At 49.2% G+C, this 13,500-nt stretch carries 13 protein-coding genes; 4 read left to right on the forward strand and 9 right to left on the reverse strand.

All coding sequences use genetic code 11. The features are described 5' to 3' along the window. Nucleotides 1-263 precede the first annotated feature (263 nt). Nucleotides 264-1,790, forward strand: coding sequence for a lysine--tRNA ligase (gene lysS / locus DC20_RS02555; protein WP_062542390.1), 1,527 nt, complete (start codon nt 264-266; stop codon nt 1,788-1,790). 488 nt (nt 1,791-2,278) lie between these two features. Here lysS and DC20_RS02560 read toward each other — a convergent pair whose 3' ends face one another. Both DC20_RS02560 and DC20_RS02565 read right to left on the reverse strand, forming a co-directional pair. Beyond that, nucleotides 2,279-2,821 carry a YtxH domain-containing protein gene (locus tag DC20_RS02560; protein WP_062542391.1) on the reverse strand — a complete coding sequence of 181 codons (543 nt, stop codon included), beginning with the start codon at nt 2,819-2,821 and terminating at the stop codon, nt 2,279-2,281. Between the two features lie 117 nt (nt 2,822-2,938). Then, nucleotides 2,939-3,226, reverse strand: a complete 288-nt coding sequence (locus tag DC20_RS02565; protein WP_062542392.1) for a YtxH domain-containing protein — start codon at nt 3,224-3,226, stop codon at nt 2,939-2,941. Between the two features lie 256 nt (nt 3,227-3,482). On the opposite strand from DC20_RS02565, the gene DC20_RS02570 reads away from it, so the two are divergent. From DC20_RS02570 to DC20_RS02580, 3 genes are all read left to right on the forward strand, one after another. Then, complete coding sequence (locus tag DC20_RS02570) at nt 3,483-3,731, forward strand: Kazal-type serine protease inhibitor domain-containing protein (protein ID WP_062542393.1); 249 nt, start codon at nt 3,483-3,485, stop codon at nt 3,729-3,731. A gap of 8 nt (nt 3,732-3,739) precedes the next feature. Further along, entirely contained in the window at nt 3,740-4,111 is a 372-nt protein-coding gene (locus tag DC20_RS02575; RefSeq protein WP_062542394.1) for a cupin domain-containing protein, read from the forward strand. Between the two features lie 155 nt (nt 4,112-4,266). Beyond that, on the forward strand, nt 4,267-5,820 hold the full coding sequence (locus DC20_RS02580) for a M28 family metallopeptidase (protein WP_083470221.1): 1,554 nt from the start codon (nt 4,267-4,269) through the stop codon (nt 5,818-5,820). Between the two features lie 117 nt (nt 5,821-5,937). On the opposite strand, the gene recN is transcribed toward DC20_RS02580, so the two are convergent. The 7 genes from recN to DC20_RS02610 form a co-directional block, all read right to left on the reverse strand. Continuing rightward, entirely contained in the window at nt 5,938-7,596 is a 1,659-nt protein-coding gene (recN, locus tag DC20_RS02585; RefSeq protein WP_062542396.1) for a DNA repair protein RecN, read from the reverse strand. 807 nt (nt 7,597-8,403) lie between these two features. Further along, a complete protein-coding gene (gene porD / locus DC20_RS02590; protein WP_071885540.1) occupies nt 8,404-9,312 on the reverse strand; it encodes a type IX secretion system protein PorD in 909 nt (302 codons plus the stop codon). After that, the gene (gene coaBC, locus DC20_RS23630; protein WP_083470222.1) at nt 9,294-9,956 is read right to left on the reverse strand and encodes a bifunctional phosphopantothenoylcysteine decarboxylase/phosphopantothenate--cysteine ligase CoaBC; all 663 of its coding nucleotides are present in this window, start codon (nt 9,954-9,956) and stop codon (nt 9,294-9,296) included. Before coaBC ends, porD begins: the two co-directional genes overlap by 19 nt. Then, nucleotides 9,949-10,509 (reverse strand): flavoprotein, encoded by a 561-nt coding sequence (locus DC20_RS23635; protein ID WP_083470223.1) that lies wholly within the window; start codon nt 10,507-10,509, stop codon nt 9,949-9,951. Before DC20_RS23635 ends, coaBC begins: the two co-directional genes overlap by 8 nt. Before the next feature lie 14 nt (nt 10,510-10,523). Then, nucleotides 10,524-10,853, reverse strand: a complete 330-nt coding sequence (locus DC20_RS02600) for a DNA-directed RNA polymerase subunit omega (protein ID WP_062542398.1) — start codon at nt 10,851-10,853, stop codon at nt 10,524-10,526. A 27-nt stretch (nt 10,854-10,880) separates the two neighbouring features. Then, nucleotides 10,881-11,738: an outer membrane protein assembly factor BamD gene (locus DC20_RS02605; RefSeq protein WP_062542399.1), complete on the reverse strand. Its 858-nt coding sequence runs from the start codon at nt 11,736-11,738 to the stop codon at nt 10,881-10,883. 74 nt (nt 11,739-11,812) lie between these two features. Then, nucleotides 11,813-13,492, reverse strand: a complete 1,680-nt coding sequence (locus tag DC20_RS02610) for an OstA-like protein (protein ID WP_157593021.1) — start codon at nt 13,490-13,492, stop codon at nt 11,813-11,815. Between the last annotated feature and the right edge of the window lie 8 nt (nt 13,493-13,500).

The raw sequence follows: 13,500 nt of genomic DNA on the forward strand, positions 1-13,500 counted from the left end.
GATAGACATCTCAGGCCGAAAGGGCAGTGCGAGAGGGGAAGACTGGAATTGCGGCCGTGAGCGCATGGAGGGCAGCTATGAAACAACCAAGCATATGGGCCTCGCATCAATCCCCCACCACGTCAGCAAAAACAAACCAATCACAGCCCTGTTCTACCCTTCATAGAAACGAATCAAAAGGATTACCCCCATACCTCTGCATGTATGGGAATAATTTCCGAAATTCGCGCTTTGATATAAGTAATTACTGAAAGACCGTTTCCATGCATTTAAGCGAACAGGAACTACGCCGGCGCCATGAGCGCGAAGAGCTCCAGAAGATGGGCATCAACCCCTACCCTTCCGAACTTTTTGACGTGACTGCCACGGCCAAGGATATAAAGGACAACTACGATCCGGAGCAGAACAACTATCAAGAGGTGAGCCTGGCGGGCCGGTTGATGAGCCGCCGCGTCATGGGCAAGGCTTCTTTTGCAGAGTTGATGGACAGCTCTGGCCGTATCCAGATCTATGTTTCCCGTGATGACATCGCGCCGGGCGAAAACAAAGACCTATACAACACCGTGTTCAAGAAAATGCTGGACATTGGTGACTTCATAGGCGTGAAAGGCTACGTGTTCAAAACCCAGGTGGGCGAAACCTCGGTGCACGTAACTGAATTGACCTTGCTTGCCAAGTCTTTGAAGCCGCTTCCTATTGTGAAGCGCGAGGTAGACGAGAATGGTGTAGAGCACGTGTATGATGCGTTCACTGACCCCGAGTTGCGTTACCGCCAGCGGTACGTGGACATGGTGGTGAACCCAGACGTACGGGATACCTTCATCAAGCGTACCAAGCTGGTGAACACCATGCGCGAGTACCTGAACGAGCGTGGTTACCTGGAAGTTGAAACGCCTATCCTGCAGCCCTTGTATGGTGGCGCCGCCGCCCGTCCATTCAAGACACACCACAACACCCTGGACATGACCTTGTACCTGCGTATCGCCAATGAGCTGTATCTGAAGCGCCTGATCGTGGGTGGTTTTGACGGCGTGTACGAGTTCTCCAAAGACTTTAGAAATGAAGGCATGAGCCGTTTCCATAACCCGGAGTTCACCCAGGTAGAACTGTACGTAGCGTACAAAGATTACTATTGGATGATGGACCTGGTAGAGGAAATGGTTGAGAAAGTAGCCCTGGCCCTGCACGGAACCACCGAAGTACAGGTAGGCGAGAACGTGATCAACTTTGCCCGCCCATGGAAGCGTTTCACCATGTTTGAAGCCATTCAGCATTTCACGGGCATTGACATCTCTGAGATGGATGAAACCCAGCTGCGCGAAACTGCTACCAACTTAGGCATCAAACTAGATCCGAACATTGGGAAAGGCAAAATTATTGACGAAATCTTTGGGGAGAAATGCGAAGGTCAGTTAATCCAGCCTACCTTTATCACCGACTATCCGGTAGAAATGAGCCCGCTGGCTAAGAAGCACCGCAGCAAAGAAGGTCTGGTAGAACGTTTCGAGGCGATTTGTAACGGAAAAGAAATTTGTAACTCCTTCTCTGAGTTGAACGATCCAATCGACCAACGTGCCCGCTTTGAGGAGCAACTAGAGTTAGGCAAACGCGGCGATACCGAAGCCATGGTGCTGGACGAAGACTTCCTACGTGCCTTGGAGTATGGTATGCCGCCAACTGCTGGGTTAGGCATCGGAATTGACCGCTTAAGCATGATCATGACCAACTCACAGTCTATACAGGATGTGCTGTTCTTCCCACAAATGAAACCAGAGCGTCAGGATAGCTAAGGCTATTGAATAAACTGGATTTAGCTTTATCATAAACAGGAATGGCCGTTCAATGAGCGGCCATTCCTGTTTATATCTCCTTTTAGTAAAAATATCCTTAAAACATAAGTTTCTAGTTGCCGCTGGCAAGAGCTTGCACCTCGTGCCAATGACAAACTGATAGTTTAATTTTTCTTTACAGAAACCAGCCTTGAAACAGATAAGCTTATAAAAGCAGAGAGCCTTTCCTAATGGAAAGGCTCTCCTATATTGGTTAAATAACTTCTACTTGCTACTGTATGATGTGACTTTCGTCTGTTATGCTCGGCTATAATCGTATCCCTTAAAAAGCTAAACCTAACGGTCAATTTTATTTAAGTTTTAACGCTTACTTGTTGCTTCGCTTTACTTCATCTGGTTCGCAATTTCTTATTTAACCAATCATGCTTTCTATCTTTAACGCTCTTGTGAACAGAAGGTTACAAGAACATTCAAATCAAGAAACAAAATTAAGCAGAGGCATCTGAACCAGTACCGGTGTTTCCGCTTTTAGAAGCCCCTTTCGCTTTGCTGGCTCTTTTTGGCTTAGTAGTAGCACCACTGGTGGTACCAGCACTGGTAGAGGTAGCATTCGCGTCTGTGTCACTTCCAAGGGTACCAGCATCTGCTCCTAAAGCGCCGGCGTCAATTCCAGCTCCAACGTCAGAGGTAGCAGTACCGGTAGCATTATCTCGTGGATCATCACCCGTCATCAGATCCATATTTCCGCCCGTTGGATTGTTGTCCAGGTGCGAAGTTGGGGTGGTGTTTGAACCAAGATTAACTACATCAGGGTCACCAGATCCAGAAGCCTTCTTGCCTAGCAAGGCACCAGCACTTGAACCTAAGTCAGAAAGCTTAGATCCAATACCTGAGCCCAGCTTTGAGGCTGATTTTTTCAAATTGCCACGGGTAGCTTCCCCTGCTTCGGGAGCCATCAAAATACCAGCCACTAAACCAGCGCTCGCACCGGCTAACATGGCTAGGATTATTTTTCCATTATCGTCTTTCATGAGCTTTATTTTTAGAGAAACAAATGTTTCGTTTACAAAACGTCCGTTTCTAGTTAACGATAGTCAAAACATTTGGTTATGCCACTGCTTTGCCTTACCGAGGAGCCCATGTACAGCTTAAGATTGTGATCCTGTATTGCTAGCGTCAGAAGAAGTGTCACCACCAGATGTGTTAGAAGCATTGTTTCCACCTTCTGAACCACCCAGCTTGCTGGTTAATCCGCTTAGTTTCTCCAGGTAAGGAGCAATTTGTCCGTTCACACTGTCAGCTAATTGGCTGGCGGCTTTCACTAAACCTTCACGTGAGTCCTTGCCATTGCTAGGAGCCATTAAAATACCAGCAACTACACCAGCAGCAGCACCAGCAGCGGCGGCAATTAAGATTTTTGAATTGTCATTTCTCATTGTACTAAAATTGAAAGGGTTAAACGTTGTGTTTCCTTGCAGATAACTGATTATATAACGATCAGCTTTGCTCCGGCAATATGGGAAACAATAAATATATATTTCAATATATATTCCTGCATTTTACGGGTAAATACGGACATGGGTTAACTGTTAAGAGTCTATTTTTATAAAATAACCGGAAAACCGCTTTCTTAGCTGACAAGGGTAGATACGCATTTCCTATTTCCGTATATTTCACCAGATGAATATAGCTATGAAGAAATCGCTTGTTTTTGCGGGTTTGGCAGTCCTGCTTTCTGCCTGGGGCTGCAAAACAAATGAGCAAACCGCCTCTGCCTGCATTGACCCTGCTAAAATTGATAATGAGCGTGCCTGTACCATGCAATACGAGCCAGTGTGCGGCTGCGATGGCAAAACGTACGGCAATTCCTGCTCAGCAGAAAGTAAGGGTGTTACTTCTTATACTTCGGGTGAGTGCCCTGTGAAAGGCACCAATAACTAATCTACCTCATGAGCGAGAAAAAATACTTCCTGCAAACGGCCCCTTTCAGAGTGCCAACTTCTGATGGCAAATTGATAGAAGAGCACTTTGGGCTGGCCAGCACCCACACCGAGGCGTTCAGTGTGGCCCACATGATTGCCCCTCCTTTTTGGGGTGAACCACACCAGACTCCTGAATTTGATGAAGTAACCATTGTCATAAGGGGCAAGAAACAGATTGAGGTGGACGGAGAAAATGTAGAGCTTTCTGCTGGCCAGACACTGCACATTAAAGCGGGAGCCCGCATCAGGTACTTCAACCCCTTTGAGGAAGAATGCGAGTACTGGTCTGTCTGTGTTCCGGCCTTTAACATCAATACTGTAAACCGGGAAGACGATTGATTTTCCTTACCTATACCTAAACAGAAAAGCCACTGCCCTGCCGCAGTGGCTTTTCTGTTTTAAACTTGTTTTTAAAAAGGAGTCTAAAATATACCTCATCTATTTTCAGTTGTGCCTTCTTTTTGGTTCTTTGGCTTTCCTAATCTCACCCATCTATGAAACACTCCGCCTCTTCTCTAAAATCACTGCAACACCTTGCCCCAGCCTGCGCAATGGCGTTGCTTTCTCTGGCGGGTTGCTCCCGCCCGGTCGTTCCGTCAACTAGTGCACCAGTAGCCTCTGCCACCAACCCTCCGGCGTTCTCCATCATCACGGAAGAAAACCTGCGCCGCGATCTGTTTGCCCTGGCTAGCGACAGCCTGCGGGGAAGACGGGCAGGTGAAACCGAGGAACTGCGGGCCGCCGCCTGGACCGCTGAACGCGCCCGCGAAGCTGGCCTGGAACCCGCCGGCGATGACGGCACTTATTTTCAGTTCTTCCCGCTGCGCCGTAACCAGGTATCAACCAGAAGCCAAATTGTATTAGATGGCAAAACCTTGACTTTAGGCAAAGAGGTTTGGGCTACTTCTCCTATTGAAGCCAATGTAACCGGAACACCGGTTTGGCTTGCCTCCATGGCAGACACCACCCGGCAGACGTTGCGGGGCAAAATTGTAACCATGAACTTACTGCCACCTACCACCCTTCCTTCCCCGGGCATGAGCTTGTGGGGGTACCGGTACATTCTGTTCGCAGTGCGGCAGCATGCAACCCTGCTTTCAAGGCAAGGCGCTGCGGCTCTTGTGCTGCTAGCAGATTCCACCACAGAGGCCAACCTGGCGTTTGCGGGGCACGGCTTTGAAGAAGGAACCTATAACCTGGACGTACCTTCCACGCAGACGAACAGCCGCGCAGTTCCTGTTTTGCTTGTACGGTCTACGGTGAGCGGGCAATCCATGCAGGACCGCCTGCGCAGGAACCCGGCAGGTGCAACTATCAGCATCAAGGTTGATTCTTATGTGTATCCGTCAGTGAACGTGATTGCCCGGGCACCCGGGGCAGACCCAACCTTGAAAGGCGAGCACGTGCTGTTCAGCGGCCACCATGACCATGACGGCGTGGGAGAAGCCATTGCGGGCGACTCTATCTGGAACGGAGCCGATGACAATGGAACCGTAAGCGTGGCCATGCTGGCTATTGCGCGGGCCTGGAAACAAAATCCTGGCCAACGGTCTGCCTTGTTTGTCTGGCATGGAGCCGAAGAACGGGGGTTGCTGGGTTCCCGCTGGTATGCAGAGCACCCAACGGTGAAAAAAGAAAGCATTGTGGCCGTCCTGAACGGAGACATGATTGGCAGGAACGCGCCAGATACAGCCGCCTTGCTGGGTTCCACCAAACCACACCGCAACTCCACTGCCTTAGTAGACATGGCCCTGCAGGCAAACCAGAACTTCTCCAAGTTTACCATTGACACTTCCTGGGACGATGCCCGTCACCCCGAGGGTTGGTACTTCCGGAGTGATCACCTCCCTTACGCCCGCGTAGGTATTCCAGCCATTTTCTTTACCACCCTCCTTCACCCCGACTACCATACCCCGGAAGATGAGGCAGACCGCATTGACATCAAGAAACTAGCCAGAATGACCCGCTGGATGTATGCTACCGGTTGGGCAATCTCCAATACGCCGCAACGCCCCACCATTGACTCTGATTTCAAATTGGAACGGTAGATATAATAAGAAGTGGTAGTAAAAGCCTTTTTAAGCCACCTTTCCCAAAAATGGACCTAAAACAGAAAACCCTCTGCTACAAGCGGAGGGTTTTCTGTTTTAGGAATTCAATGTAGACTAAGCACTTAAAGCCAACAGCTCTTTCGCACTTTGGAAGGCGTTTTCTGATGGGTTGGCTCCGGCAATCATCTGGGCAATTTCCACCACGCGTTCCTCATGGCTCAACTGCCTGATGCGGCTGATGGTGCGGTCGGCGCGATCTTCTTTGTAGACAAAGTAATGCGTTTCGCCTTGGGCAGCCATCTGTGGTAAGTGTGAGATACAGATCAACTGGTGCTTCTGCGACATTTGCTGCATCATTTTACCCACTTTCACCGCAATCTCGCCGGAAATACCTGTGTCAATCTCGTCAAAGATGATAGTAGGCAAGGCAGTTTTATCAGCGAGCAGGTACTTTACACAAAGCATCAGGCGGGAGAACTCACCACCAGAAGCGGCTTTGCTCAACGTCTGTGGCGCTGCTCCTTTGTTTGCGCTGAAGAGAATGTTCACGATGTCAATTCCTGTTGGGGCTGGAGCCGAGGTTTTGTGGTCTATGACCACGCGGGCGTTCGGCATGCCTAGTTCAAAAAGCAGGCTGTGCAGCTCATCCTGAAAAACAGAGAACACGTTGGTCCGGCTTTGCGACAAGGCTTCGGCACGGGTTTCCACCTCCTGCAAGGCAGCGGTTAAGGCTTTCTTGGTTTTCTCAATGGCGGCATCCAGGTTGTGGACACTGCTTACTTTGGTTTCCAGTTCGGCCTGCAACGTCAAAAGCTCCTCCACGGTGCGTACCTGGTGCTTGCGCTGCAAGGTGTAGATCAGATCCAGACGTTCCTGCAGTTGCTCCGCGCGCTGCGGATCTGCCTCGGTTTTGCGTTCAGCGTCTTCCAGTTCGCTTCCAATGTCAATCAGCTCAATAAGGCAGCTGTCCAGGCGCTCTTTCAAGGTCTTGAAAGTCTCACCGTACTCAGTTACCTGGCCTATGAGATGACTGGCATCTTTGAGGGCACCGGAGGCGTTGTACTCACTTTCGAAGATATACTGCAGCGCCTGGCTGAGTTTCATTTTAATCTCCTCGGCGTGCTCCAGTTGCTTCAACTCTATTTCGTGGCTTTCCTGTTCTTCGGCTTGCAGGTTGGCTTCCACCAGTTCGTTCAGCAGAAACGTATTGTAGTCCAGTTCCTTTTGGGACTGCGCTAATTGGCTTTCTAGTTCTTTGTATTCCTTTTCCAGCTTCCGGTAGGTGCGGTAGGCGGTACCATACTGGGTACGCAGGTCATCGTTCTGCGCGAAGGAGTCCACAATGTTCAACTGGTAGCCCTGGTCACCCAACAGTAAGGTGTCATGCTGCGAGTGGATATCCATGAGTTGCTCACCTATGCGCCGAAGGGTCTCCAGCGTGACAGGGGTATCATTCACAAACGCACGTGATTTTCCGCTGGGGCTAATTTCGCGGCGCAACAGACTCACCGGTTCAAAGTCCAGGTCTTCTTCCTCAAAGAATGAAGCCAGGTTGTATTCAGAAACATTAAAAGAGCCTTCTATCACGCACTTTTCATTCTGGTTGAAAAGCAGTTTTGAATCTGCCCGATTTCCCAGCAGCAAGCCAATGGCTCCCAACATGATAGACTTACCAGCACCCGTTTCACCGGTAATAATGTTCAGCAGCGGCGATGGTTGCAGCTCCAGCTGCTCAATAAGGGCGTAATTTTTTATCTTAAGATCTACGAGCATAAGGGAAGAATGCCTCTTTCAGTTTGTGTTGCGATGGTGTACTCCAATAGACAAAGATGCTAATTTATTTAGTTTCAAGACTAATCAGCCTAGCTTATTTTCTTTTCATGGGAGATACTTTCTATGAAGCTGCATCTATCAGCTTTTTAGATCCAATACCCTTGCTGTACGTGGCGCACAGGCAAAAGTGTGGGCATTAGTTCTATTCTCTTCCAACAGTTTCTCTGGCGCAACCGTTCTCCGTTTGAGCATTTTACACCTGTTTTCTAAAAACAAGCCCAAAAGCAAACCCCAATGTACGGAACCGAATACCAACTTGTCTGATGTCGCCAATTCATAACTGAAGCAAGAGTGGTATTGAATCTTATCAACTCTTCTTTCTTTTGGCAAGACGATTAGCCATAGCTTTAAGGCTCAACTTCTCTTCCGAAGATATAGAAAGTTTTTGAATGGGGCGCCCGCAGGAGAGATGACATTGGAACTAACTTATACCTGCAGCAGGCAAATGACATGAACTACATCCGAAGCGTGGAAGGCTTTATAAAACGGCTTAGAGAATTGAGGAAAAAAGAAAGCCTCCAAACCCTAAGAGAAGGTGTCCAATGAAGATGTTTCAAAAGGTAATACCCCTACCTAATTATACCATAGGTCCCTAAACAAAGAACCCCTTCCTACTCATAGAAGTTTGGGAAAGGGTTCTTTGTTTAGGGACTAATTTCCAAGAAATAAGCTTAAAGCATTCTTTGGGGATTGGCTCCATAGATCTGCTTTTAAAGTCTTTTAGCTAAACCGTCTCAAAAGAGAAATTTAGCGTTTCATCAACGTCTCGTATCTGGCGCGGTTGGTAGGATCCACCTGCGTGAGTAATTCGTAGGCTTGTTGTTTCTGGGCTGGCGTAGCCGACGTAAAGGCATTGCTTAACTCGGTGGCTTTGGCTTCAAAAAAGGAGCGCAAAGCGGCTGATCCCGGCCGGATACGGGCCACCTGCTGGATGTTGCGCAATGCTTCCAGAATGTTCTGCCGCGCCTTCTCTGGGTCTTGTACCATTAAATCCAGCCCTTGGCGGTGATACAAGTAAATAGCCGATCTGAGGGGTTCAAACTGCGGGTCCTGCAGGTTATTGATAAGCCAGTAGCGGTTACGCGTGTCACCGGAAGCGCTCCAGCCGCCTCCGGCCGCCCCTGTAGAGGAAACCAGAGTTAAGATATTGTTCGCTTCTGACAAGGCGTTGGCTCCGCCCAAGCGCGAAAAGCTGTCGTTGTCCATGCCAATGATGGTGTAGGCATAGAAAGACAGAATGGCCGTGAGGTTAGTAGTGAAAGTGTTGGGGGCGTATTGCAGAGGCTGAGCCGGGTTGTACTCAAACTCAAATTTGGTGTCTACAAAAGAAAGCACCGTGGTTTCATAGCCCGTGCCATAGGTAGGTCGGCTGGAGATAATCTGGGTATTAGCTTCATACACGCCAATCTGGGGCATGGCCCGTAAGGTGATGAACATTTTGCAACGGATGCGTTCTTCGTTCTGGTACACGTCACTGGTCCAGCGGGTATTGTTCATGATCTCAGAGATGGCGTTCTGCATCTGCTGAAACACCTGCCTATCGGTGGCTTGCACCTGCTCGCTGTTCACGGTAACCTCACAACGAAGCTCCTGCGCCTGCGCCCAAAAAGGGAACAGTAAGCCCAGCAAAATCCATCCTATTTTTTTTGCAAACATGCCCATTCAGCTTTTATGGATTCCAGAATATCTTGTGCTACCTCATCTTTGGCCTTCAGTTCATACTCCTCTACTGTAGTAGGCTTCACGATGGTGATTTTATTCGTATCATGCTTGAAACCCGCCCCGGGGTCACGCAGGGAGTTAAGCACCACCATATCCAGATTTTTCCTGAGGAGCTTTCCGCGGGCGTTTTCCAGTTCCTGATCGGTTTCCAGGGCAAAACCCACCGCAAACTGGTCCAGGCGTTTCTGTTTACCTAAGGTAGCTGCTATATCAACGTTCTTCACCAGTTCAATGGTAAAAGAGGCATCACTTTTTTTTATTTTGGAAGCAGCGATGTCTTTGGGTTTGTAATCTGCCACGGCCGCAGCAAAAATCCAAACGTCGGTCTCTTTTGCTTTTGATTGACAGGCAGCAAACATTTCATCAGCGGTCATAATAGTGGTTACGTGCACCCTAGGGTGTTGTAACGAGAGCGATGTAGGGCCTGCTACTAAGAAAACCTCCGCGCCTTGTTCAGCCAGGGAACGTGCCAACGCAAACCCCATTTTACCGGTGGAGTGGTTCCCTATGAAACGAACGGGATCAATAGGCTCATAGGTGGGCCCAGCTGTAATCAGGACTTTCTTTCCGCTAAACAAAGTTAAGTGAAGTAAAATGCTGTTGTAAAACCTGAACAATCTCTTCTGGCTCTGCCAAACGCCCCTGCCCTACCAAACCACTGGCTAGTTCACCGTGCCCTGCCTCAATCACATGATTGCCGTAGGAGCGCAACAGCCGGAAATTTTCCTGCACCGCCGGATGCTGGTACATGTCCAAATCCATGGCCGGGGCCACAAACACGGGACAACGGGCTGAGAGGTAAGTAGCCGAGAGCAGATTGTCACACAAGCCACGGGCGAACTTTCCTACTGTATTGGCACTTGCGGGCGCCACCACCAGGGCATCGGCCCAAAGGCCTAGTTCCACGTGGTTATGCCAGAGCCCAGAGGCATCATCCCGTACAAACTCGGTTAAAACCGGCTTTTTAGAAAGGGTGGCTAGGGTGACAGGGGTTATAAAAGCAGAAGCAGAAGTGGTCAGGATTACCTGCACTTCTGCTTCTGCTTTTATCAGGAGCCTAACCAGCAAAGCCGCTTTGTATGCCGCAATGCTTCCGCAAACCCCCAGAATTATTTTCTTATGCCGAAGCATTCAGAAACCTGAAATTAAAACGCGGAAGAGGTTTGCTCTTCGTCATCTGCGGTACGGAAATAAACTTTTTTCTCAATGAACTCCTCAATGGCCATGTTGGTAGGCTTAGGAAGACGCTCATAATATTTAGAGATTTCAATCTGCTCGCGGTTCTCAAAAACTTCTTCCAGGTTGTCCACGGTAGTGGCAAACTCGGCTAGTTTGGAGTTCAATTCCTCCTTCACCTTTACGGCAATCTGGTTCGCACGCTTAGAGATGATAGAGATAGACGCATATACGTTACCGGTTTCATCGGCCAGGTCTGAAATATTACGCGTTACGATGGATGCTGGTACTTGGGCCATATAGCTAGTGAATTGGGTTTTACAAAATTATTGATTGTTGGTGGCAGTTGCCGCCGCAGGCTGGTTTTTGCCTAGTTTCTCTACCGCTTCGCGGCTTAGACTGTACAGTCTTTCCGCGTCACGCAAAAACTTACTGTTTGGATAAGCGTCTACGTAGGTTTGGTACATAGAGATTACCTCTAAATACCGTTCTCTTTGCTTACTTTCAATGCTTTCGCGGGCATAGTTGTACTGGGCATCTATGCGCAGATAAGCGGCCTCCTCATTGTACACACTGGACGGAAAGCTCTTCCGGAAGTTCTCTAACGCCACAACTGCTGCCTTGTAGTATTGCGGGTCGTAGTTGGTAAGTTTATAGTATTGCTTGGCACTGTCAAAGGCTTTCACCTCAATCTTGCGCGAAAGTTCATCATATATCTTATTTGCATCGGCCATGTACTTGCTTTGCGGGTACCGGCGCATGAACTCCTGTAAGGCAGACATGGCCTGTGCTGTGCTTTGCTGGTCTAAGTTCACAGACGGCGACTCATTGCTCAACGACTTGGCGTTCATGAAAGCGGCTTCTTCTGCGAACTGGCTACGCGGAAACGTCTGCCCGAATGAGATGAAGTGGAAAGAGCTTTCCAGGTAAAGTTGCTGGTGGTATTTGGTATAGGCGTACAGGAAGTTAGCCCGCTCATACTCGCTGCGGCCTTTTAGCAAAGGCATCAGGTCTTCCAGCAACGCTCCGGCTTTCTCGTACTCCTCCTTTTCATAGTAGGAGAGCGCGGCGGCGTATTTTTTATCTACGTCGTCGCTTTTCAGGATTTTATTGTATTGCCCACAGGCGCTCATCAGAAGAACTAAGAGCAGAATAGGCAAATAAGAAAGATTGCGTTTGGTCATAAGCGCGCAAAAATAACGTTTTTTTTTATATCTACCAGAACGATTGGCGTTTCCTTTCAGTATAAGGCGCCTCTTTATGTGGCTGGCTTTAAAGTAGCCAATGGCTTTTTAACCGGTTTAGCTGGTTTTGGGGCTGTTTTGGGTTTATCTTTTCCCTTGGCTGGCTGCTTTGATTTAGTTGAAGCCGCTGGGGTAGAAACCTTCTTCTTAGGTTTCTTAGGTACTCTTTTCGCAAGAACGAAAGCACGGGTAGGCTTTTCATCACTGCGCCAGACAAAGCCTTTCAGGCGGGTGTCTGGTTCTTCCAACTCATGGGGCGGAATCAGTTTGGCATCTGGCTGCTCCAGAAACGTGATGTACTGCACCTGGCCATCCTTGAACATCATGCGCATGTCACTGCTTACGGCCCGGTTCATGCCCATGGTGGTGGTATCACCCTGCAACGCGAAGTAAAGGCTTTCTGCGTTTCCGTTCACGTCTATGCGCCTGATCTTGCCCTCGGCGAAACGGGCCGTCATGTTTCGGCCTTTCACCTGGTTGTAGTTCTCCAGGGTGTCTATTGAAATAGCGAAGGCGTTCCCGAACATGCGCATCTGGTCCAGCGTGTTGCCGCGTAATTGCATCACTACACTGTCTGCAGTCATCTGGTTTTTGTTTGCCCACAAACGCGGGTTCCGGTTCATGTAAATGATAGAGTCGTTCTGATCATAGGTAAGCGAATCGCAAAGCCCCTGCAAATCAGATTTAAAGATCCGAACATCGTTGTAGGCATACAGTTTGCCTTTCTTGGTCTTATCCTTCACGTTCTCCACCGAAACCAACGTATCAGCAGATAGGTACATGGTGTCGCGCTTGGCAATGCTACGCATGACCGGTGAACCGTAGACTTTGGCCCTTCCCCTCGCCCGCCAATACAGAGCAGTCTGCCCGGTGATAATGGTCGTGTCCTTAATGGACGTCATAGATACATTACGGGAAGCCGTGTAGTATTCTTTCCCTTTGTCATAGGTCAGCACTTCTCCTCTAATCAGGTAATCGGGGGTCTTGATGCTTGCGTTACCTCTGAAGTTAGACTCACGGGTCACAGTGTTGTAAGTCCCGCGGTTCGCAAACAAAGTACCGTCCGGTGATTTGATGGTGGTTGGCCCGAAGAACTCCACTACCTTAGTCACGGTGTTATAAGACATGGTATCACTTACCACTTCGGCGTTCTGGCCTAGGTACTTGATGTTCTTTTTAAACGTAAGGACTTTGTCTTCTGAGGTGTAGGTACCCAATTGGCTTTGGATGGTGTAGTCAGGTCCCACAATGTTACCTGCCAAAGTATAATAGGCGCGCTTGGCGTTAAGGTCGTAGTCAAGGGAGGGCGTAGTCAGGGTCATCTGCTCGTCACGCAAAGTAACGCCGCCCCGCATGTTGGCAATACGGCGCGTACCGTCATAGCTGGCAGTGGCACTGGTGGCATCCATCCCCGGCTGGGTGATGTGCACGTTCCCGAAAACCTCCAGCTTATTCCGGTCACTGACGTATTGGTAAGCCGAGTCTGAGGTGAGGGTGGTTTGTCCCTGGCGCATTACTACGTTGCCCAACAGGCGGCGCACTTCCTCACCGTTGTACCGGCCGGACTGCAGCGTATTTGCCGACACCTCTACCGGTTGCCCACCTCCCTGCGGCGCCGGTGCACCCTGGCCAAAAGCCAAAATAACCGAGAACAGGGAGAAAAGAGATACTAAACCTATCTTTGTGAACTTCATCAATTCGT

Origin of the sequence: Rufibacter tibetensis (genome assembly GCF_001310085.1) — a bacterium.
Lineage (GTDB): Bacteria > Bacteroidota > Bacteroidia > Cytophagales > Hymenobacteraceae > Nibribacter > Nibribacter tibetensis.